The sequence below is a fragment of the Kitasatospora sp. NPDC048296 genome (assembly GCF_043201815.1).
In the GTDB taxonomy this organism is placed as follows: Bacteria; Actinomycetota; Actinomycetes; order Streptomycetales; family Streptomycetaceae; genus Kitasatospora.
In genome coordinates, this window is record NZ_JBICZB010000031.1 from 15,801 (window position 1) to 36,208 (window position 20,408).

At 71.7% G+C, this 20,408-nt stretch carries 19 protein-coding genes and 1 riboswitch; of the genes, 5 read left to right on the forward strand and 14 right to left on the reverse strand.

What is annotated here, in order from left to right:
* Positions 1–7: 7 nt before the first annotated feature.
* The 6 genes from carB to pyrR are packed head-to-tail and all read right to left on the reverse strand — an operon-like array spanning position 8 to position 7,981.
* Positions 8–3,319, reverse strand: coding sequence for a carbamoyl-phosphate synthase large subunit (carB, locus tag ACGF12_RS19815; RefSeq protein WP_393031372.1), 3,312 nt, complete (start codon positions 3,317–3,319; stop codon positions 8–10).
* The gene (carA, locus tag ACGF12_RS19820) at positions 3,312–4,469 is read right to left on the reverse strand and encodes a glutamine-hydrolyzing carbamoyl-phosphate synthase small subunit (RefSeq protein ID WP_393031375.1); all 1,158 of its coding nucleotides are present in this window, start codon (positions 4,467–4,469) and stop codon (positions 3,312–3,314) included. Before carA ends, carB begins: the two co-directional genes overlap by 8 nt.
* Entirely contained in the window at positions 4,466–5,038 is a 573-nt protein-coding gene (locus tag ACGF12_RS19825) for a hypothetical protein (RefSeq protein WP_393031378.1), read from the reverse strand. Before ACGF12_RS19825 ends, carA begins: the two co-directional genes overlap by 4 nt.
* Positions 5,035–6,339 (reverse strand): dihydroorotase, encoded by a 1,305-nt coding sequence (locus ACGF12_RS19830; RefSeq protein WP_393031520.1) that lies wholly within the window; start codon positions 6,337–6,339, stop codon positions 5,035–5,037. The genes ACGF12_RS19825 and ACGF12_RS19830 overlap by 4 nt, the downstream gene beginning before the upstream one ends.
* Positions 6,340–6,365: 26 nt before the next feature.
* On the reverse strand, positions 6,366–7,352 hold the full coding sequence (locus ACGF12_RS19835; RefSeq protein ID WP_393031381.1) for an aspartate carbamoyltransferase catalytic subunit: 987 nt from the start codon (positions 7,350–7,352) through the stop codon (positions 6,366–6,368).
* 5 nt (positions 7,353–7,357) lie between these two features.
* Positions 7,358–7,981: a bifunctional pyr operon transcriptional regulator/uracil phosphoribosyltransferase PyrR gene (pyrR, locus tag ACGF12_RS19840; protein ID WP_387625750.1), complete on the reverse strand. Its 624-nt coding sequence runs from the start codon at positions 7,979–7,981 to the stop codon at positions 7,358–7,360.
* Positions 7,982–8,312: 331 nt separating this feature from the next.
* On the opposite strand from pyrR, the gene ACGF12_RS19845 reads away from it, so the two are divergent.
* Positions 8,313–8,816: a transcriptional regulator gene (locus ACGF12_RS19845; protein WP_030056198.1), complete on the forward strand. Its 504-nt coding sequence runs from the start codon at positions 8,313–8,315 to the stop codon at positions 8,814–8,816.
* Between the two features lie 115 nt (positions 8,817–8,931).
* Here the strand turns inward: ACGF12_RS19845 and ACGF12_RS19850 are convergent, their stop codons facing one another.
* From ACGF12_RS19850 to ACGF12_RS19870, 5 genes are all read right to left on the reverse strand, one after another.
* Complete coding sequence (locus tag ACGF12_RS19850) at positions 8,932–9,852, reverse strand: hypothetical protein (protein WP_393031384.1); 921 nt, start codon at positions 9,850–9,852, stop codon at positions 8,932–8,934.
* A 159-nt stretch (positions 9,853–10,011) separates the two neighbouring features.
* Positions 10,012–10,839, reverse strand: a complete 828-nt coding sequence (locus ACGF12_RS19855; protein WP_387625754.1) for a thioesterase family protein — start codon at positions 10,837–10,839, stop codon at positions 10,012–10,014.
* A 124-nt stretch (positions 10,840–10,963) separates the two neighbouring features.
* Positions 10,964–11,401: a transcription antitermination factor NusB gene (nusB, locus tag ACGF12_RS19860; protein ID WP_393031387.1), complete on the reverse strand. Its 438-nt coding sequence runs from the start codon at positions 11,399–11,401 to the stop codon at positions 10,964–10,966.
* A gap of 4 nt (positions 11,402–11,405) precedes the next feature.
* Positions 11,406–11,969, reverse strand: a complete 564-nt coding sequence (gene efp, locus ACGF12_RS19865; protein WP_393031390.1) for an elongation factor P — start codon at positions 11,967–11,969, stop codon at positions 11,406–11,408.
* A gap of 78 nt (positions 11,970–12,047) precedes the next feature.
* Positions 12,048–13,154, reverse strand: a complete 1,107-nt coding sequence (locus ACGF12_RS19870; RefSeq protein WP_393031393.1) for an aminopeptidase P family protein — start codon at positions 13,152–13,154, stop codon at positions 12,048–12,050.
* 228 nt (positions 13,155–13,382) lie between these two features.
* Here ACGF12_RS19870 and rpmG point away from each other — a divergent pair, with 228 nt between their 5' ends.
* Positions 13,383–13,547, forward strand: a complete 165-nt coding sequence (rpmG, locus tag ACGF12_RS19875) for a 50S ribosomal protein L33 (protein WP_393031396.1) — start codon at positions 13,383–13,385, stop codon at positions 13,545–13,547.
* Between the two features lie 36 nt (positions 13,548–13,583).
* Entirely contained in the window at positions 13,584–13,832 is a 249-nt protein-coding gene (locus ACGF12_RS19880; RefSeq protein WP_393031399.1) for a type B 50S ribosomal protein L31, read from the forward strand.
* A gap of 87 nt (positions 13,833–13,919) precedes the next feature.
* On the opposite strand, the gene ACGF12_RS19885 is transcribed toward ACGF12_RS19880, so the two are convergent.
* Positions 13,920–15,029: a HoxN/HupN/NixA family nickel/cobalt transporter gene (locus ACGF12_RS19885; protein WP_393031402.1), complete on the reverse strand. Its 1,110-nt coding sequence runs from the start codon at positions 15,027–15,029 to the stop codon at positions 13,920–13,922.
* 31 nt (positions 15,030–15,060) lie between these two features.
* Positions 15,061–15,254: riboswitch (cobalamin riboswitch) on the reverse strand.
* A gap of 81 nt (positions 15,255–15,335) precedes the next feature.
* Between ACGF12_RS19885 and ACGF12_RS19890 the strand changes: the two genes are divergently transcribed.
* Together ACGF12_RS19890 and ACGF12_RS19895 are read left to right on the forward strand one after the other, a co-directional pair.
* Positions 15,336–15,719, forward strand: a complete 384-nt coding sequence (locus ACGF12_RS19890) for an ArsR/SmtB family transcription factor (protein WP_393031405.1) — start codon at positions 15,336–15,338, stop codon at positions 15,717–15,719.
* A gap of 70 nt (positions 15,720–15,789) precedes the next feature.
* On the forward strand, positions 15,790–17,463 hold the full coding sequence (locus ACGF12_RS19895; protein ID WP_393031408.1) for a hypothetical protein: 1,674 nt from the start codon (positions 15,790–15,792) through the stop codon (positions 17,461–17,463).
* Here the strand turns inward: ACGF12_RS19895 and ACGF12_RS19900 are convergent.
* Together ACGF12_RS19900 and ACGF12_RS19905 are read right to left on the reverse strand one after the other, a co-directional pair.
* Entirely contained in the window at positions 17,460–19,448 is a 1,989-nt protein-coding gene (locus ACGF12_RS19900) for an AAA family ATPase (protein ID WP_393031411.1), read from the reverse strand. The genes ACGF12_RS19895 and ACGF12_RS19900 overlap by 4 nt on opposite strands.
* Positions 19,449–19,535: 87 nt before the next feature.
* Positions 19,536–20,345, reverse strand: coding sequence for an Fpg/Nei family DNA glycosylase (locus ACGF12_RS19905; RefSeq protein WP_393031414.1), 810 nt, complete (start codon positions 20,343–20,345; stop codon positions 19,536–19,538).
* Positions 20,346–20,408 lie beyond the last annotated feature (63 nt).

Genomic DNA, 20,408 nt, shown 5'->3' on the forward strand with positions numbered 1-20,408 from the left:
GGTGGTGCTACTTGCTGCGGCCGGCGTTGATCAGCTCGGCGTGCTCCTGGAGCGACATCACCCCGACCTCGTCGCGCAGCTGCGCGTCCATGCCCTGGACGGCCGCGCCCATCGCCTGGACGGTGGTCAGGCACGGGACCCCGCGCGAGACGGCCGCGGTGCGGATCTCGTAGCCGTCGAGGCGACCGCCGGTGCCGTACGGCGTGTTGATGATGAGGTCGACCTCACCGTCGTGGATCAGCTGGACGATGGTCTTCTCGCCGTTCGGGCCCTCGCCCTCGCTGTGCTTGCGCACCAGCGTGGACGGGATGCCGCCGCGCTGGAGCACCTCGGCGGTGCCGGCGGTGGCGAGCACCTCGAAGCCGAGGCCGACCAGCGCCCGGGCCGGGAAGACCAGGTTGCGCTTGTCGCGGTTGGCGACCGAGACGAAGACCTTGCCCTTGGTCGGCAGCGCGCCGTACGCGCCGGACTGGGCCTTGGCGTAGGCGGTGCCGAAGACCTTGTCGATGCCCATGACCTCACCAGTCGAGCGCATCTCCGGGCCGAGCACGGTGTCCACCCCGCGGCCGTGGATGTCGCGGAAGCGGCTCCACGGCATCACGGCCTCCTTGACCGAGATCGGGCAGTCGGCGGGCAGCGTGCCGCCGTCGCCCTCGGCCGGGAGCAGGCCCTCGGCGCGCAGCTCGGCGATGGTGGCGCCGAGCGAGATCCGGGCGGCGGCCTTGGCCAGCGGCACCGCGGTCGCCTTGGAGGTGAACGGGACGGTGCGGGAGGCGCGCGGGTTGGCCTCCAGCACGTAGAGGATGTCCCCGGCCAGCGCGAACTGGATGTTGATCAGGCCGCGGACGCCGACACCGCGCGCGATGGCCTCGGTGGAGGTGCGCAGGCGCTTGATGTCGTAGCCGCCGAGGGTGATCGGGGGCAGCGCGCAGGCGGAGTCGCCGGAGTGGATGCCGGCCTCCTCGATGTGCTCCATGACGCCGCCGAGGTAGAGCTCGGTGCCGTCGTAGAGCGCGTCGACGTCGATCTCCACCGCGTCGTCCAGGAAGCGGTCGATCAGCACCGGGTGCTCGGAGATCAGACCGGCGTGCCGCTCCAGGTAGGAGGCGAGCGAGGCCTCGTCGTAGACGATCTCCATGCCGCGGCCGCCGAGCACGTAGGACGGGCGGGCCAGGACGGGGTAGCCGATCTCGTCCGCGATCGCCTTGGCCTCCGCGAAGGAGAAGGCGGTGCCGTGCTTGGGGGCGGGCAGCCCGGCGTCGCGCAGCACGCGGCCGAAGGCGCCGCGCTCCTCGGCGAGGTCGATCGCCTCGGGCTGGGTGCCGACGATCGGCACGCCGTTGTCCTTGAGCGCCTGGGCCAGGCCGAGCGGGGTCTGGCCGCCGAGCTGGACGATCACACCGGCCAGCGGGCCGGCCTGCTGCTCGGCGTGGACGATCTCCAGCACGTCCTCCAGGGTGAGCGGCTCGAAGTAGAGCCGGTCGGAGGTGTCGTAGTCGGTGGAGACGGTCTCCGGGTTGCAGTTGACCATCACGGTCTCGTACCCGGCGTCGGCCAGCGCGAAGGAGGCGTGGACGCAGGAGTAGTCGAACTCGATGCCCTGGCCGATGCGGTTCGGGCCGGAGCCGAGGATGATCACGGCCGGCTTGGTGCGCGGGGCGACCTCGTTCTCCTCGTCGTAGGACGAGTAGAAGTACGGGGTCTTGGCGGCGAACTCGGCGGCGCAGGTGTCGACGGTCTTGAACACCGGGCGGATGCCGAGCGCGTGGCGCACCTCGCGGACCACGTCGGAGCGCAGGCCGCGGATCTCGCCGATCTGCTGGTCGGAGAAGCCGTGCCGCTTGGCGTGGCGCAGCAGCTCGGGGGTGAGCTCGGCGGCCCCGGCCAGCTCGCCGGCGATCTCGTCGAGCAGGAAGAGCTGGTCGACGAACCACGGGTCGATCTTGGTGGACTCGAACACCTCCTCCGGGGTGGCGCCGGCCCGGATGGCGTCCATCACGGTGTTGATCCGGCCGTCGGTCGGCACGGCGGCCTTGACCAGCAGCTCCGCCTTGTCGCCGACCGGGGTGATCCAGCTGAACTGGGAGCCCTTCTTCTCCAGCGAGCGCAGCGCCTTCTGCAGCGCCTCGGGGAAGTTGCGGCCGAGGGCCATGCCCTCGCCGACGGACTTCATGGTGGTGGTCAGCGTCGCGTCGGCGCTCGGGAACTTCTCGAACGCGAACCGCGGCACCTTGACCACGACGTAGTCGAGGGTCGGCTCGAAGGAGGCCGGGGTCTCCTCGGTGATGTCGTTGGGGATCTCGTCCAGGGTGTAACCGACGGCCAGCTTGGCGGCGATCTTGGCGATCGGGAAGCCGGTGGCCTTGGAGGCGAGCGCCGAGGAGCGGGAGACGCGCGGGTTCATCTCGATGACGATGACCCGGCCGTCGACGGGGTTGACGGCGAACTGGATGTTGCAGCCGCCGGTGTCGACGCCGACCTCGCGGATGACGGCGATGCCGACGTCGCGCAGGATCTGGTACTCGCGGTCGGTGAGGGTCATCGCCGGGGCGACGGTGATCGAGTCACCGGTGTGCACGCCCATCGGGTCGAAGTTCTCGATGGAGCAGACGACCACGACGTTGTCGTTCCGGTCGCGCATCAGCTCCAGCTCGTACTCCTTCCAGCCGAGGATGGACTCCTCCAGGAGCACCTCGGTGGTCGGCGAGAGGGCCAGGCCCTGGCCGGCGATGCGGCGCAGGTCCTCCTCGTTGTGGGCGAAGCCGGAGCCGGCGCCGCCCATGGTGAAGGAGGGGCGCACCACGACCGGGTAGCCGCCGAGCGTGTCGACGCCGGCCAGCACCTCGTCCATGGTGTGGCAGATGACCGAGCGGGCGGACTCGCCGTGGCCGATCTTGGCGTTGACGGCCTCGACGACGCCCTTGAACAGGTCGCGGTCCTCGCCCTTGTTGATCGCCTCGACGTCGGCGCCGATCAGCTCGACGCCGTACTTCTCCAGCGTGCCCGCCTTGTGCAGCGAGATCGCGGTGTTCAGCGCGGTCTGGCCGCCCAGGGTCGGCAGCAGCGCGTCGGGGCGCTCCTTGGCGATGATCTTCTCGACGAACTCCGGGGTGATCGGCTCGACGTAGGTGGCGTCGGCGATCTCCGGGTCGGTCATGATCGTGGCCGGGTTGGAGTTGACCAGCACGACCCGCAGGCCCTCGGCCTTGAGAACGCGGCAGGCCTGCGTGCCCGAGTAGTCGAACTCGGCGGCCTGGCCGATGACGATCGGGCCGGAGCCGATCACCAGGACGGACTTGATGTCAGTGCGCTTAGGCACGCTGGCCCTCCATGAGCTTCACGAAGCGGTCGAACAGGTAGGCGGCGTCGTGCGGGCCGGCGGCCGCTTCGGGGTGGTACTGCACGCTGAAGGCGGGCACGTCGAGCGCCTGCAGGCCCTCGACCACGTCGTCGTTGAGGCAGACGTGGGAGACCTCGACCCGCCCGTAGGGGGTGTCGCTCACCTTGTCCAGCGGCGCGTTCACGGCGAAGCCGTGGTTGTGGGCGGTCACCTCGACCTTGCCGGTGGTGCGGTCCTGCACCGGCTGGTTGATGCCGCGGTGGCCGTACTTGAGCTTGTAGGTGCCGAAGCCCAGGGCGCGGCCGAGGATCTGGTTGCCGAAGCAGATCCCGAAGAACGGGATCTTGCGCTCCAGCACGCCCTGCGCCACGGCGACCTGGTGGTCGGCGGTGGCCGGGTCGCCCGGGCCGTTGGAGAAGAAGACGCCGTCCGGGTTGACGGCGTAGACGTCCTCCAGGGTGGAGTTGGCCGGCAGCACGTGCACCTCGATGCCGCGCTCGGCCATCCGCTGCGGGGTCATCGCCTTGATGCCGAGGTCCAGCGCGGCGACGGTGAACCGCTTCTCACCGATCGCGGGCACGACGTACGGCTCGGTGGTGGCCACCTCGGCGCACAGGTCGGCGCCCTTCATCTCGGGCGACTGCTGCACCCGGGCGAGCAGGGCGGCCTGGTCGGCCACCGCCTCGCCGGAGAAGATGCCGCAGCGCATCGCGCCGCGCTCGCGCAGGTGGCGGGTCAGCGCGCGGGTGTCGATGCCGCTGATGCCGACGATGCCCTGGCGGACCAGCTCGTCGTCCAGCGAGCGGCGGGAGCGCCAGTTGGACGCCACCCGGGCGGGGTCGCGCACGATGTAGCCGGCGACCCAGATCTGCTGGGACTCGTCGTCCTCGTCGTTCCAGCCGGTGTTGCCGATCTGCGGGGCGGTCATCGCGACCACCTGGCGGTGGTACGACGGGTCGGTCAGGGTCTCCTGGTAGCCGGACATGCCGGTGTTGAAGACCGCCTCGCCGAAGGTCTCGCCGACGGCGCCGTAGGCCTGGCCGCGGAAGGTCCGGCCGTCCTCCAGGACGAGCACGGCGGGGATGCGCTCCCGCCGTTGGCGCTGCGTGGTGGGGGCAGGTGCGGTCATTGCGCGGCCTCTTCCGTCTTCTTCGTCTTCGTACGTGTTGCGAGCTGGGTGATCGCCTCGACCCAGGCGGTGTGCTCATCGGGGTGGTCGGCCCGGAAGCCGGAGTCCAGCTCGGTGCCCTCGTGCGTCCAGGTGACGACGAGCAGCCCGGAGGGGACGACCTTGCCGGCGATCGCGGAGTCCGTCCGGGCAGCCGACAGGAGCTCGGCCGGGATCCAGAAGTCCACGTCGCCGGGGCGCTGCACCAGCAGGCCGTCCTCGCCGAGGGTGAGGTCGGCACGGCTGCGGGTGCCCAGGCCGTGCGCGACGACCCGGTCGAGCCAGTTCCCGGCGGTGGTGGTGCCGTGGTACCGGCCGCTGGTCTCCAGGATGGTCCGGCCGGCGCGGGCCGGCACGGCGGGCAGCGGCGGGATGCCGGACTGCAGGGTGCGCCGCCAGTTCCAGCCCTGGCGCATCAGCCAGTAGACCAGGCCGATGATGATCAGCAGGCCGATGGTCCAGCCGATGTACCCGGGCCAGTTGGTGACCTTCGCCTGCTCCTTGGCGAGCAGGATCGTCGCGCCGGTCACGCCGCGCCGCCCTGCTCGGCCAGCTCACCGGCCAGCACGGTGGCGCGACCGCGCAGGAAGGTGGCGTGCACCCGTCCGGGCAGGTCCATGCCCTTGTAGGGGGTGTTGCGGCTGCGGGTGGCGAAGCTGTCCGGGTTCACGGCACCACGGTACGCGGGATCGAACAGCACCAGGTTGGCGGGCTCACCAGCCGAGATCGGCCGGCCGTGCCCGGTGAGACGGCCGATCCGGGCCGGGCGGTGCGACATCCGGTCCGCGACGCCCTCCCAGTTCAGCAGGCCGGTGTCGACCATGGTCTGCTGGACGACCGACAGCGCGGTCTCCAGGCCGACCATGCCCATCGCGGCCACGGCCCACTCGCAGTCCTTGTCCTCGGCCGGGTGCGGCGCGTGGTCGGTGGCGACGGCGTCGATGGTGCCGTCGGCGAGCGCCTTGCGCAGCGCCTGGACGTCCTCGGCGGTGCGCAGCGGCGGGTTCACCTTGTACACCGGGTCGTAGGAGCGGACCAGCTCGTCGGTGAGCAGCAGGTGGTGCGGGGTGACCTCGGCGGTGACGTCCCAGCCCTTGGCCTTGGCCCAGCGGACGATCTCGACCGAGCCGGCCGTGGAGAGGTGGCAGACGTGCAGCCGGGAGCCGACGTGCGCGGCGAGCAGCACGTCGCGGGCGATGATCGACTCCTCGGCGACGGCCGGCCAGCCGCCGAGCCCGAGCTCGCCGGAGACCTGGCCCTCGTTCATCTGGGCGCCCTCGGTCAGCCGCGGCTCCTGGGCGTGCTGGGCGACGACGCCGTCGAAGGCCTTGACGTACTCCAGGGCGCGGCGCATCAGCACCGCGTCGTCCACGCACTTGCCGTCGTCCGAGAAGACCCGGACGGAGGCGGCGGACTCGTGCATCGCGCCGAGCTCGGCGAGCTTCTTGCCCTCCAGGCCGACGGTGACGGCACCGACCGGCTGGACGTCGCAGTAGCCGGCCTCCTGGCCGAGCCGCCAGACCTGCTCGACCACGCCGGCGCTGTCGGCCACCGGGGTGGTGTTGGCCATCGCGTGCACGGCGGTGAAGCCGCCCATCGCGGCGGCCTGGGTGCCGGTGAGCACGGTCTCGGCGTCCTCGCGGCCGGGCTCGCGCAGGTGGGTGTGCAGGTCGACCAGGCCGGGCAGGGCGATCATGCCGGTGGCGTCGATCTCGATGTCCGCCTCGACCGCCAGGCCGGTGCCGATCGCCTTGATGACACCGTCGGCGAGGTGGAGGTCCTGCGGGGCGCCGCCCAGGATCTTGGCGTTGCGGATCAGGTAGCTGACCATGTTGTCGGTTCGCTCGCTGCGCTCGTTCACTGGGCGGTCTCCACGGAGTCGGTGCGGGGGGCAGCGGCGGCGTCGGCGAGGGTGACGCCACCGAGCAGCAGGTAGAGGACGGCCATCCGGACGGAGACGCCGTTGGCGACCTGCTCGACCACGGTGCAGCGCGGCGAGTCGGCGACCTCGGCGGTGATCTCCATGCCGCGGACCATCGGGCCGGGGTGCATCACGATGGCGTGCTCGGGCAGCTGGGCCATCCGGATGCCGTTCATGCCGTAGCGGCGGCTGTACTCGCGCTCGGTCGGGAAGAACGCGGCGTTCATCCGCTCGCGCTGCACCCGCAGCATCATCAGCGCGTCGGTCTTGGGCAGCACGCTGTCGAGGTCGTAGCTGATCTCGCAGGGCCAGTTCTGGATGCCGATCGGCAGCAGGGTCGGCGGGGCGACGAAGGTGACCTGGGCACCGAGGGTGGTCAGCAGGTGCACGTTGGAGCGGGCGACCCGGCTGTGCAGGACGTCGCCGACGATGGTCACCCGGCGCCCGGCGAGGTCCTTGCCCAGCCCGGCGTTGAGGTGGCGGCGCATGGTGAAGGCGTCGAGCAGCGCCTGGGTGGGGTGCTCGTGGGTGCCGTCACCGGCGTTGATCACGCTGCCGTGCAGCCAGTCGGACCGGGCCAGCCGGGCCGGCGCGCCCGAGGCGTGGTGCCGGATGACGACCGCGTCGGCGCCCATCGCCTGCAGGGTCAGCGCGGTGTCCTTGAGGCTCTCGCCCTTGGAGACCGAGGAGCCCTTGGCGGAGAAGTTGATGACGTCGGCGGAGAGCCGCTTCTCGGCGACCTCGAAGGAGGTCTTGGTACGGGTGGAGTCCTCGAAGAAGAGGTTGACGACGGTGCGGCCGCGCAGCGTGGGGAGCTTCTTGACGGCCCGGCCGGAGAGCTGGGCCAGCTCCTCGGCGGTGTCCAGGATCAGCAGCGCGTCGTCGCGGCTGAGATCGGCGGCGGAGACGAGGTGGCGCTTCACGCGGGTTACTCCGGGAGGTGCGGTTCGGTGGGCTGGGAGGCCAGGGCCTGCGAGCTGCGGGCGGTGTAGTCGCGGTCGCCGACCAGGACGGCGTCCACGCCGTCGGTGTCGGACAGGCGCACCTGTACGGCCTCGCGCAGCGAGGTGGGGAGGTTCTTGCCCACGTAGTCGGCCCGGATCGGCAGCTCGCGGTGGCCGCGGTCGACCAGGACGGCGAGCTGGACGGCGCGCGGGCGGCCGATGTCGCTCAGCGCGTCGAGCGCGGCGCGGATGGTGCGGCCGGAGAAGAGCACGTCGTCGACCAGGATCACCAGCTTGCCGTCGATGCCGCCGGGCGGGATCTCGGTGTGCTCCAGGGCGCGGGCGGGCTTCAGCCGCAGGTCGTCCCGGTACATGGTGATGTCCAGGGTGCCCAGCGGGATCTCGCTCCCGGTGATCTGGGCCAGCCGGCCGTGCAGGCGGCGGGCGAGGTGGACGCCCCTGGTGTGGATGCCGAGCAGCACGACGTCCTCCGCGCCCTTGGCGCGCTCGACGATCTCGTGCGCTATCCGGGTGACGACCCGGGCGATGTCCGTGCCGTCCAGCACCTGGTGCGGCGGCCGCGGCGTCGGTTCTCGGTGTGTGGTCATGCCGAAGCGGACCTCCTTCCCCGCCTCACGGGACGGGTCTTAAAGGATGTCTGGGAATTGCCCTCGCCGAACCGGGCGCGGGCTTCGGGTCATCCTATCAGCGCCCCCGGAGGCAAGTGGACGTCCATCATTCCGCTTCATCGAATTAACGCCCCGGATGCGCCGACGATGCGGGCCATTCGCACGACTGCCCCATTCGGCTTGACGCAACACCTTACTCTACGTAACCTCACAGTGAGTTACGAGACGCGCGTCGAACCCACCGGTAACGACGTCGGCAATCGCCCGTGACCCACCACTGAACGCGAAGCAATCTCGTCCGGGGAGATCAATGTCCAGCGACTACGCGAAGCAGCTCGGAGGCAAGCTCCGAGCGATCCGCACTCAGCAGGGTCTCTCCCTGCACGGTGTCGAGGAGAAGTCCCAGGGGCGCTGGAAGGCAGTCGTCGTCGGCTCGTACGAGCGCGGCGACCGTGCGGTCACCGTGCAGCGGCTGGCCGAGCTCGCCGAGTTCTACGGCGTTCCGGTGCAGGAGCTCCTGCCCGGCGGCACGCCGGGCGGCGCGGCCGAGCCGCCGCCGCGCCTGGTCCTCGACCTGGAGAGACTGACCCAGGTCCCGTCCGAGAAGGCCGGCCCGCTGCAGCGCTACGCGGCGACCATCCAGAGCCAGCGCGGCGACTACAACGGCAAGGTCCTCTCGATCCGCCAGGACGATCTGCGCACGCTGGCCGTGATCTACGACCAGTCGCCGTCGATCCTCACCGAGCAGCTGATCTCCTGGGGCGTGCTCAACCCCGACGCGCGCCGCGCGGTGCGCGAGGAGGACGCGAGCTGACGCTCGCCGCACCGGCTCCCATCGGTGAGCAACACCAAGTAGTACCAAGCAGAAACGTCACGGCGCGGTCCCGGGGTTCGGGGGCCGCGCCGCGGTGTCTCCCGGCGACGTCCGGTCAGCAGACCGTGCCCAGGCTGTAGCCCGGCTGCGCCGCGACGCCGTCCAGCCGCACCGGCCGGGCGGCCGGCGCCCAGTCCGGCCCGCCGCTGGACCAGGCCCAGGCCGCGGGAAGGTACTCGCCGCAGGAGGCGGCCGAGCCCTGCGAGCCGTGCAGCACCGCGACGGCCGGCAGCTCCAGCGCCAGCCCGGCGCAGAGCACCGCGCAGACCAGCTCCAGGTCCTCGTCGTTGATCCGCACCACGCCGTCCTCCCACTGCAGCACCCGGGCCGCGGCGGTGAGCTTGCCGTCCGGCGCGTCCACCCGCAGGCGCAGCTCGTACACCCCGGCACCCGCGCCGACCAGCATCCGGCGGAACACCTCGCCCCCGCGCTGGTAGGCGGCCCGCACCCAGCGGGCTTGCTCCTCGTCGGCCTCGCCCGCGCCCCCGTACAGGCCGCCGTCGAGCAGCAGGTCGACGTGGCAGAGCGTCAGCCCGTTCTCCCGGGCCCGGACCAGGCGCGACACGAAGTCCCCGGCCAGCTCCTCGCCCCGGTAGGCCAGCAGCTGGGTCTGCAGCGGCGGGTTGACGAGGTAGCGGTCGCGCGCGGCGGGCTCGGCCGGGTCCAGCCGGTGCAGCAGGCAGAACTCCTCGAAGTCCTGCGGGTGGAACATCCGGGCCCGGACGGTCTCGAACCGCTCCAGCGCGTCGGCCAGCAGCTCGGCGGTGTCGGCCAGGTAGCGCTCGAAGTCGGGGGCGTCGCACACGCCCCAGGCACGGGCCCGCTGGAAGTCCGCGGCGTTGGTGAGCACCCCGATGACGAACGCCTGCTCGGCCCCCTCGGCCGGCCGCGGCCGGTGCGGTGCCCGCAGCGCGGGCCGCAGGCCGCCGGCGGTGCAGTCGGAGTTACGGCGGGCACGGCCCTTGCGGCTGGTCATCGAGGCTCCTGGCGTCGGCGGGCGACCGTCGGCGGTGCGACGGTCAGCGGCGGGGGCTCGCCGCTGACCGTGTTACTCCCCAGTTCCGCGCGCCACACACGTACGGCGTGTCACAGGAATGTAACCACCGGTAATACCGGTCGCCGTCTCCGCGTCACCTCACGCCGAACGCGGCACCCGGGCCAGCTGTCGGGACTGGGCGACCAGGCGGCCGGCCTCGTCCCAGATCTCGGCGTCCTCCTCGAAGTAGCCGCCGGCCAGGTTGCGGGTGGCGTGGGTGACCCGCAGCCAGCCCGGGGCCGGCTTGGCCCGCAGGTGGACGGTCAGTTCGACGGTCGGGGCCCAGCCGGGCAGGCCGAGGTCGAAGGTGACCGGCGGCAGCGCGTCGGCGACCAGCAGGAGCAGCAGCGGGTCGGGCTCGCGGCCGTCGCGGAGCCGGAACCAGCCCTGGATCCGCCCGTTGCCGGAGGGCTGCCCGAGCGCCCAGCCGACGGTGGCCGGGTCGAGCCGCAGGTCGAAGCGCTCCAGCAGGGCGGCCTGCTCGATCAGCTGAGGCGGCGCGTGCTCGACGCCGATGCACTGGTCCGGCGGCGGCAGCTGCGGCGGGACGGCGCTGGTGCGCACCTCACCGTCGGCGGCGGCGAGGTCGCCGTGACTGGCCACCACCCGCAGCCGCTCGACGCCGTCCTGACTGAGCGAGGCGGTGCCGGTGGACAGGCCGCGACCGGTGCGCAGCACCTCGGTGCGGACGGTGGCCGGGCCGGGGGTGGAGGCGGACAGGTAGTAACCGCTGATCGACACCGGGTCGGGGTGCTCGCCGTGCTCCAGCGACAGCGCGTGTCCGGCCACGGCGAGCAGCAGCCCCCCGTTGACCCCACCGCCGATCTGCCAGCCGGCACCGAGCTCGGCGTCGTAACGGCCGGCCTCGTCGGGGTGTCTGGTCAGGGCGATGCCCTGGTCGAACTCGCTGCGGGTCGCAGTGGTCATGGGGGGTGGCCTGCCCTTCAAGTTACTGGCGAGTAGGGCTCCACATTACGCCTGCCGGGTGAAACACGGAACGGCCGTCGGATCCGGGTTCGCGGATCCGACGGCCGTTCGCAGGGCATGACCGTTACCGGCGGATGCTCGGCTTCAGCTCCAGGAAGCGGGCGAGCATGCCGTTCACGAAGGCCGGGGAGTCGTCCGTGGAGAACTCCTTGGCGATCTCGACCGCCTCGTCCAGGACGACCGCGTCCGGGACGCCGTCCTCCCAGATCAGCTCGTACGCGCCGAGCCGCAGGACGTTGCGGTCCACGATCGGCATCCGGTCGAGGGTCCAGCCCACCGCGTACTGCTCGATCAGGTCGTCGATGCGACGGGCGTGCTGGACGTACCCCTCGATCAGCTCCATGGTGTATTCACCGACCTGCGGGGTGCCCTCGTCGGGCTTCGGGTCGCGGGCGCGGGCCACCCAGTCGGCGAGGACCTGCTGCGGGTCGACCCCGCGGTGGTCGGCCTCGAAGAGGATCTGGAAGGCCCGGGTACGGGCCTTGCTACGTGCGGCCGACACGGACTTACTTCACCCGGCCGAGGTAGCTGCCGTCGCGGGTGTCGACCTTGACCTTCTCACCGGTGGTGATGAAGAGCGGGACCTGGATCTCGGCACCGGTCTCCAGGGTGGCCGGCTTGGTGCCACCGGTGGAGCGGTCGCCCTGGACGCCCGGCTCGGTCTGGGCGATGACCAGCTCGACGGAGGTCGGGAGCTCGATGTACAGCACCGCGCCCTCGTTGGTGGCGACCAGGGCCTCGAAGCCCTCCAGCAGGTAGTTGGCGGCGTCGCCGACGACGGCCGGCTCGATCGCGATCTGGTCGTAGGTGTCCATGTCCATGAACACGAAGTTCTCGCCGTCCTTGTACGAGAACTGCATGCCGCGCTTGTCGACGTTGGCGGTCTCGACCTTGGTGCCGGCGTTGAAGGTCTTGTCGACGACCTTGCCCGTCAGGACCTCCTTGAGCTTGGTCCGAACGAAGGCCGGGCCCTTGCCGGGCTTGACGTGCTGGAACTCGACGACGGACCAGAGCTTGCCGCCCTCCAGCTTGAGGACCATGCCGTTCTTGAGATCGTTCGTGGAAGCCACGGGCGCACTTACTCCTGGATATAGCTGTCAAGGAACCAAGGGTTCGCGTCCTGCCGCGGACGGCCTCGGGGGCCGCCGTCACAGGGCGAGGAGCTCCTTGGTGGTGATGGTGAGCAGCTCGGGCCCGCCCTCTTCGAGGGGGCGCACGACGAGCGTGTCCTCGATCCGGACCCCGCCCTTGCCCGGGAGGTGAACCCCTGGGCCGACGGTGACCGGTACGCGGCTGTCCAGTTTACCCATGTCCGACGGACCGAGGCGCGGCGCCTCCCGGATCTCCAGCCCGATGCCGTGGCCCACCGGGTGCGGCGAGGCCTCGCTGTGGCCCGCCGCCTCCAGGACCTGCCGCGCGGCCCGGTCGGGTACGCACTGCTCCACGCCCGGTCCGAGCGCCTCCCGGCCGGCCCGCTGGGCACGGAAGACCAGCCGGTGCAGCTCGACCTGCCAGGGCGCGGGGGCGGCGCCGATCACGAAGGTCCGGGCGGTCGAGACGCGGTAGCCACGGTACTGGGCGCCCATCACCACGGTCAGGAAGTCGCCCTCCTCCACCCGGCGGTCGGTCGGCTGGTGGGCGGGCTGGCCGGAGTGGCTGCCGGTGCCGACCGAGACCGGGAAGGCGGCCCGGTCGGCGCCGTGGTCGATCATCCGGCGCTCCAGCTCCATCGCCAGGTGCCGTTCGGTGCGGCCGACCAGGATCGACTCCAGCAGCTCGCCGAGCGCCTGGTCGGCGATCTCGGCGGCGATCCGCAGGTCGGCGATCTCGCGCTCGTCCTTCACCACCCGCAGCCGCTCCACCACCTGGCCGAGGTCCGCCAGCCGGGCGCCCTCCGCCAGGTTCCCCACCGCCCGGTGGCGGGTGACGGTCAGGTCGTGCTCCTCCACCGCCAGGTCCCGCACCCCCAGCCGCGCGGCCGCGGCCGTGGCGGCCAGCGCGGTGTCCGCCCCGGCCGGTACCGGCATCTGGGTGACGTCGGCGGTGATCAGGTGCTCCCCCGAGTCGTCCGGCGGCAGGTCGTCCGGCACCGCCAGCAACGCCCGCTCCCTGGTCAGCAGCAAGGTCGCCCCGCACGGCGCGCAGCCCGTCAGGTACCGCACGTTCGCCGCCCGGGTGACCAGCGCCGCATCGGCCCCGGCCACACTGCAGTGCTCCCGCACCCGCTCCCGCCGCCCCGTGTACGCATCGGCCATGCGTCGAGCCTACGAACCCCCGGCCCGAACCGCCCGCCGAGCACCCCCAGGGGAGGGCGACGGTCGCACGCCACTGCCCGTTCTCGGCCATCGGACCTTCCCTCGCGCGCCTCCGGGAATGGGCGGGACGGAGTTCATGTTGAGGTCAGATGAAAACGACTTCCATTTCGGTGTACGGTTTCGACCCAGCCCCTCGAACCCGGCACCCGAGGCCCAGGAGGACACCCCATGGCCCGCAGCGAACTACGCCCCGTGATCAAGCTCCGCTCCACCGCCGGCACCGGCTACACGTACGTGACCCGCAAGAACCGCCGGAACGACCCGGACCGGATGGTCCTGCGCAAGTACGACCCGGTCATGGGCCGGCACGTCGACTTCCGCGAAGAGCGCTGAACGAACACCCCGCAACCACCCCGGAGGAGCCCAGCCATGAAGTCCGGAATCCATCCCCGCTACCGCCCGGTCGTCTTCCGCGACAAGGTCGGCGGCCTCGCCTTCCTGACCCGCTCGACGGTCACCAGCGACCGCACCGTCGAGTGGGAGGACGGCAACACCTATCCGGTGATCGACGTCGAGATCTCCTCCGCGAGCCACCCCTTCTACACCGGCCAGTCCCGGGTGCTCGACACCGCCGGCCGGGTCGAGCAGTTCCGCCGCCGGTACGGCGACCGGCACTGACCACGAGCGAAACGGCGCCTCCCCGCCCGGGGGAGGCGCCGTTTCGGCGTTCGGAAAGGACCTCAGCGCGGCGGCGGGACCGACGGGCTACTCCGCGGGCGTCCAGCGCTTCTCGACCCCGGCCAGCTTCCAGTAGGCGATCGCGATCGCCCACACCACCACGAACAGCCCGGCGATCGCGTATCCGACGTTGTCCAGCGAGATGTCCGCGATGAACCCGGTGACCGGGTCGGTCAGGTCGAGCTTCTCGTGCAGCACCCCGACCAGCTCGATGGTGCCGATGATGAAGGCCACCGCGATCGACAGCCCGGTGATGGTCAGGTTGTAGTACACCTTGCGCACCGGGTTGGAGAACGCCCACTGGTACGCGAAGTTCATGAAGGTCCCGTCCAGGGTGTCGAACAGGCTCATCCCCGCCGCGAACAGCAGCGGAAGGCAGACGATCGCGTACCAGGGCAGCCCTGCCGCCGCACCCGAGCCGGCCATCACCATCAGGGTGACCTCGGTCGCGGTGTCGAAGCCCAGGCCCAGCACCATGCCCACCGGGAACATCTGCCCGGGCCGGGTGATCGAGCGGGTCGCCCGGTTCAGCACCCGGGCCATGAAGCCGCGCGAGTTGAGGTGCTCCTCCAGCTGCGCCTCGTCGTACTTCCCGGCCCGCATCGAGCGGAACACCTTGAGGATGCCGACCAGCGCCGCCAGGTTGAGCGCGCCGATCAGGTAGAGGAAGGCGCCGGAGGCCGTGGTGCCGACCAGCCCGAGCCACTTGTGGGTGGCCGAGTCGTCGTCCATCAGCGTGTTCGCCAGCTGGGCGCCGCCCGCCACCAGGGCGGCCATGAGGACCACCATCGAGGAGTGCCCGAGGGCGAACCAGAACCCGACCGAGACCGGCCGCTTGCCGTCCGCCATCAGCTTGCGGGTGGTGTTGTCGATCACCGCGATGTGGTCGGCGTCGAAGGCGTGCCGCATGCCGAGGGTGTAGGCGGTGATACCCAGGCCCACCCCGAAGACCTGGGTCCCGACGGCGTAGTTGTGCGGCGCGACCAGGAAGACGAGCGTCCCGAAGGCCACCACGTGCATGGCCAGGATCACCCCCATCAACCCGGCCGTGCGGATGGTGTCCTCGCGCTTCCATCTGAAGGTGGGCAGGACGGAGGGGGCCGCCTCCGTGGGAGTGGCGGTTTCGGGCAGGGTCATCTTCGGATCACGCTCCAGCACCTCGTGGAAAGACTTCGTGAGATGCCGTGGCCGGTCTCCTGGCTTACGGGGCTTCCGGACCCGCCTTCCCAGGCGCACGAGGCGCCCAGTGGCATGTGGGTTCGGACAACTCTCCCCCGATCACAGTGGCGAGGGCCGCTCCGGACTGGGACCCCTGAGGGTCCGTCACCGGTCTTCCCGAGCACCACGGCGGGGAACACCGTAGGGGCAGTCCACCACCCTCGCAAGGTTGCGCACCTGTGCAGGTGTCCAGGATCACAGGTCGTGAGCTGCCAGAATGTCCGCATGCATCTCGTACCGGCCGACCGCGCGGGCCACCGCACCATCGACGGACACCGGGTCTGCGAGGCCATCGCCGCCATCGGGGACACCGCCCACGTCCGGACCTGGGCCGAGCGGTTCTCCCTGCTCGCCGACCCCGGACGGCTCGCCCTGCTGCTCGCCCTGCACCGGGCCGGGCCGCTCGCCGTCAGCGACCTCGCGGTCGCCACCGGCATGCGCGACCCCGCCGTCTCCCAGGCCCTGCGACTGCTCCGCACCGCGGGCGCGGTCACCGGGGACAAGGACGGACGCGTGGTGCGCTACCGGCTCGTGGACGACAGCATGCGCCCCCTCCTCGACGAGTGCGCCGCCGGAGAACACCACGAACCCACCGCAGCGGCGGGCTGACCGACACTCGGGCCCGACCGTCTCTCGCAAGGGGCACCCCGGGAGCGGCCCGGATGAGTACGATCATGAGGTGCCGTCCCACCCCCACGTCTGGCCCGCCGACCGCTGGAACACCCGCCCGGTCAAGGCCCGCGTGCTGGCGGTCGCCCGCACCCTCACCTCGGCGACCCGGGTCCTGGACGTCCTCACCCTGCTGAACCAGGACGGCATCGAGCGGTACTTCACCGTCAACCCCGGCTCCGCCTTCGCCGACCGCGGCCTCACCGACTACCTGCGCGGCCTGCCCGGCTACACCGTGCTGGAGTGGGAGGACGCCGTCCGCCGCCGCTTCGACCTGGCCGTCGCCTGCGCCGTCCACGCCTCCATGCACCGGCTGGACGCCCACCTGGTCGTCCTCCCGCACGGCGCCGGCTACAACCGTCTGGTGACCGAGTCCACCGGCGACACGGTCAGCGCCGCGGGCCTGTCCCGCAACGAACTCACCCACCGGGGGCGGGTGTTCGTGGACGTCCTCGGCCTCTCCCACCCCGAGCAGCTGGACCGGCTGCGGGTCTCCTGCCCCGAGGCCCTGGACGTCGCCCGGGTGGTCGGCGACCCGTGCTTCGACCGGATCCTCGGCAGCGAACGCTCCCGGGACGCCTACCGCGCCGCACTCGGAGCCGTCGACGGCCGCCGGCTCGTCGTCGTCAACTCCACCTGGAGCGGGCACTCGTTACTCGGCCGCCGCCCCGACCTGCCCCGCCGCCTGGTCCGCCGGCTGCCCGCCGACGAGTACACGGTGGCCGTCGTGCTGCACCCCAACATCTGGAGCCGGCACGACCCCGAGACGCTGCTCGACGACGCCCGCCGGATGGGCCTGCGGCTGATCCCGCCGCACCAGGGCTGGCAGGCCGCGCTGGTCGCCGCCGACTGCCTGATCGGCGACCACGGCTCGGTCTCCGTCTACGGCGCCGCCCTGGGCCGCCGCACCCTGCTGGTCGCCACCGGCGCCGCCGAACTCGACCCGCACTCCCCCAGCTACGCCTTCGGCCAGGCCGCGCCCGTCCTCGACCCGGACGGCGACCTCGCCGCCCAGCTCGAACAGGCCCTGGCCCGGGACCCGGCCGACCTCACTGACATCACCGACCGCTCGCTCGCCCACCGCGGCGAATCCGCCCGGCTGCTGCGCCCGCTGCTCTACTCCTTCCTGGAGCGCCTGGACGAACCCGAGGGCGAACCCGTCCTGCCGCCCTACCCCAAGCCCGTCCCGCGCCCCGGCGGCACCGACCGGCCCACCGCGTACGACGTCGAGGGCAAGAGCGAGGGGACGGAGGTCAGCCTGCGGCGCTACCCCTTCGACCCGAACGACCCCACCCCGCGCGGCTTCCACGCACTCACCGACGACCACCCGGGCGACGCCCTGCGCTACACCGCCGAGGTCCTCGCCCGCACCGAGCCGCACGCCGAACACCCCGCCACCCACTGGCTCGCCGACACCGCCGCCGAACTCCCCGGCCTCGCCGTCGCGGTGGCCGCCCTCGGCCCGGCCCGCCACCTGCTCAGACTGCACACCGGCCGGCTGCTGGAGGCCCTCGCCGAACGGGACTTCGGCCGTGCCGAGCCCGTTCTCGACCCGCTGCTGCTCGGCTCCGCCGTGGCCTCCTGGCTCGCCGACGGCGGCGACCCGGCCGGCCTGCCCGAACACGGCCTCACCGTCCGCACCGGCGAGCACCGCACCCAGGTGTCCTTCCGGACCGGCCCTTAGGGCCGCAGCTCCCGCAGCCGGGCGCGGCTGCGCTCCGCCAGCTCCGGGTCGTCCAGCTCCTCGGCCAGGGCGACCAGCAGGGTGTGGGCCTGGGCCTCCTTGGGGTACTGGCTCAACTCCCTGGCCTTCCGAACACAGGCCTCGGCCTGGGTCACGGCGACGTCGAGCTGTCCGAGAGCGTGGTGTGCCCGCGCTCGAACCAGCGGCAGCTTCATCAGCATGTCGAGGTCCTCGGTGCCCTCCGCCCGCGTGGCGGCCTCGGCAAGGACGGTCAGCGCCTGCTCGGGGCGACCGTCGGCGATCAGCGCCTGCGCGAGGTGGTACCGCTGCACGATCTCGCCGTGATCGTCGCCCCGGTTCTCCTCCAGTGCCAGTGTGAACCGCTCCACTGCCCGCCCCGGCCGTCCGTCAGCGAGGCACAGCAGGCCGTCCATCTCGTAGAGAACACCCACGACGAGGCGGTCGGTCACCAACGGAACCAACTCGGTGGCGCGCGCCAACTGCTCGGCGGCGAGCAGGTACTCCTTACGCTCGTAGTGAGCGCGGGCAAGCTGGTTGCGGAGTCGGACCACAGCGTTGGGCTGGTTGTCCCACTGAGCCGACTCAACACCGAGCCGGTGGGTGGCGATCAGGTCCTGGTAGTGCTTGCGGTTGTGGTAGAGCGGCCAGAGCGACTCGCAGATCCGCCACACTTCGCCGTGCCATCGCTGCTCGGCGGCCGTCTCCACCACCGCGCGCAGATTGGCACGCTCCGCCTGCATCCATTCCAGTGCCTCCGCATAGGAGCCGAAGCCCGGCAGACCCTCGCCGCCCGGGTCCTGCAGCCGCAACCGCGCCCCCATCGCACGGTCCGCCAGCGACGCGCGCCCCCGGAAGTACGCCACCACGCGAGCCAGGATCTCGGTCCGGTTCGGGAGCTCACGGGTCCGGTCGTAGGCGTGCAGCCGCACCACGTCATGAGCCCGGAAGCGTTCCTCTTCGTCGTCGTCCACCACCTCATCGAGCAGGTGCACGGCGCGGAGCTCGTTCAGCGCTTCCCGTGCCTGCTCGACTCCCACCGCGCAGGCCAGTTCGACCGAGACGAAAGGTCCCGGGTGCACACCGATCAGGTGGTAGAGAGCCCGGCCCTCCGACGAGAGTCGCTCGTAGACCAGGTCGTAGGTCGGGCGAAGGTTTCCCTCTTCATCGTTCAGCATGACCAACCGGCCCTCCCGGTCGTGCAGTTCGGCCACCACCCGGCCAACTGCCAGCCGATCGCGGTCCAACAGCTGGCTCCCGACCGCATTCAGCGCGAGCGGTAGCCCGCCGCACAGCTCGACCAACTCCGCCAACTCCTGGTCGGTACCCCGCTCTGCACCCAGCCAAGCCCGCACCAGATCGGCGCCGGCCGCCGCGCTCAACGGCCCGAGCTGCCGCACCTCGGCGCCGTCCGTCCGCAGCGCGGGCAGCCGCCGCCGACTCGCCACCACCACCAGCCCGCTGGACGGGAGCAACGCCCGGACCTCGGCTGCGTGTTCGACGTTGTCCAGGAAGAACAGGCAGCGGCGCTCGGCGGTGACGGTACGGAACTCGGTGAACCGCTCCGCCTCCACCGCCGGGGGCTCCGCGCCGAGGGCACGCAGGAATCCGGCCAGGAGTTCGGCGAGGTCCACCCCGCCCTGGTGCCGGTAGGCCTGGAGATCGGCGTAGAGGTCGCCGTCCGGGAAGTGCGACCGGTGCTCCTTGGTGAACCTGGCGATCAACTCGGTCTTCCCGACCCCGCCGAGTCCGGTGATCACGACGATGGCCGGCTCACCCTCGTCGAGCCGATCGAGCGCCCCGGTCAGCGCGGCGAGTTCCGGCTCGCGGTTGACGAAGGGGCCGTGCGGCGACCGGACCTGACGTGGCCTCGGCACCGGATCCGGCTGGTGGAAGTGCACCGACCCGATGCTGTCGGCCTGCACCACGTGGCCGCCCACCGTGGCGCCTGACACGGTGTTCGTCACCTCGCGCCGATCCATCCACGTGCTCCCTCCGGCCGGTCTGGGCCCAGCCTACGGGCCGGGCCTGCGGCCGGTGGGCGGATCAGCCGTTCAGGCCGCCTGGCAGGTCGGGCACCAGAACAGGTTGCGGGCGGCGTGCTCCTCGGTCCGGACGTCCGTACCGCAGACCAGGCAGGGCATCGCGGCGCGGCGGTAGACGTACACCTCGCCGCCGTGGTCGTCCACCCGGGGCGGACGGCCCATGGCCTCCGGGGTGTGCTCGGGGCGGACGGTGTCGATCCGGCCGGCGGCGACGCCCTCGCGCATCAGGACGACCAGGTCGGCCCAGATCGCGTCCCACTCGCCGCGGGTGAGGTCGCGGCCGGCCCGGTGCGGGTTGATGTGGTGCCGGAACAGCACCTCGGCGCGGTAGACGTTGCCCACCCCGGCCAGCACCTTCTGGTCCATCAACAGCGCGGCGACAGTCGTACGGCTGCCCGATATCCGGCGCCAGGCGGCCTCCGGGTCGGCGTCGGCGCGCAGCGGGTCCGGGCCGAGCCGGGCGGCGACGGCGGCCTTCTCGGCATCGGTGATCAGCTTGCAGGTGTTGGGGCCGCGCAGGTCGGCGTAGCCGTCGTCGTTGGCCAGCCGCAGCCGGACCAACCCGACCGGGTCGGGCGCGGGACCGGTGCCGAAGGTGAGACCGCCGTAGAGGCCGAGGTGGATGTGCACCCAGGCGCCTTCCTCGAAGCCGAGGAAGAGGTGCTTGCCGGTGGCCTCCGCGCCCGTGAGCAGCTGCCCGTCGATCACCTTGGCCTCGTCGGCGAACCGGCCCTGCGGGCTGGAGACCGCGACCGGGCGGTCACCGAAGGCCTTGCGGTTCTCGGCGGCGAGGCGGTGGATGATGTGGCCTTCCGGCACGGGCGTCAGCTCCTCCAGAAGTGGTACGGCAGGACACGGTCCATCATCGCAGCCGCCACCGAC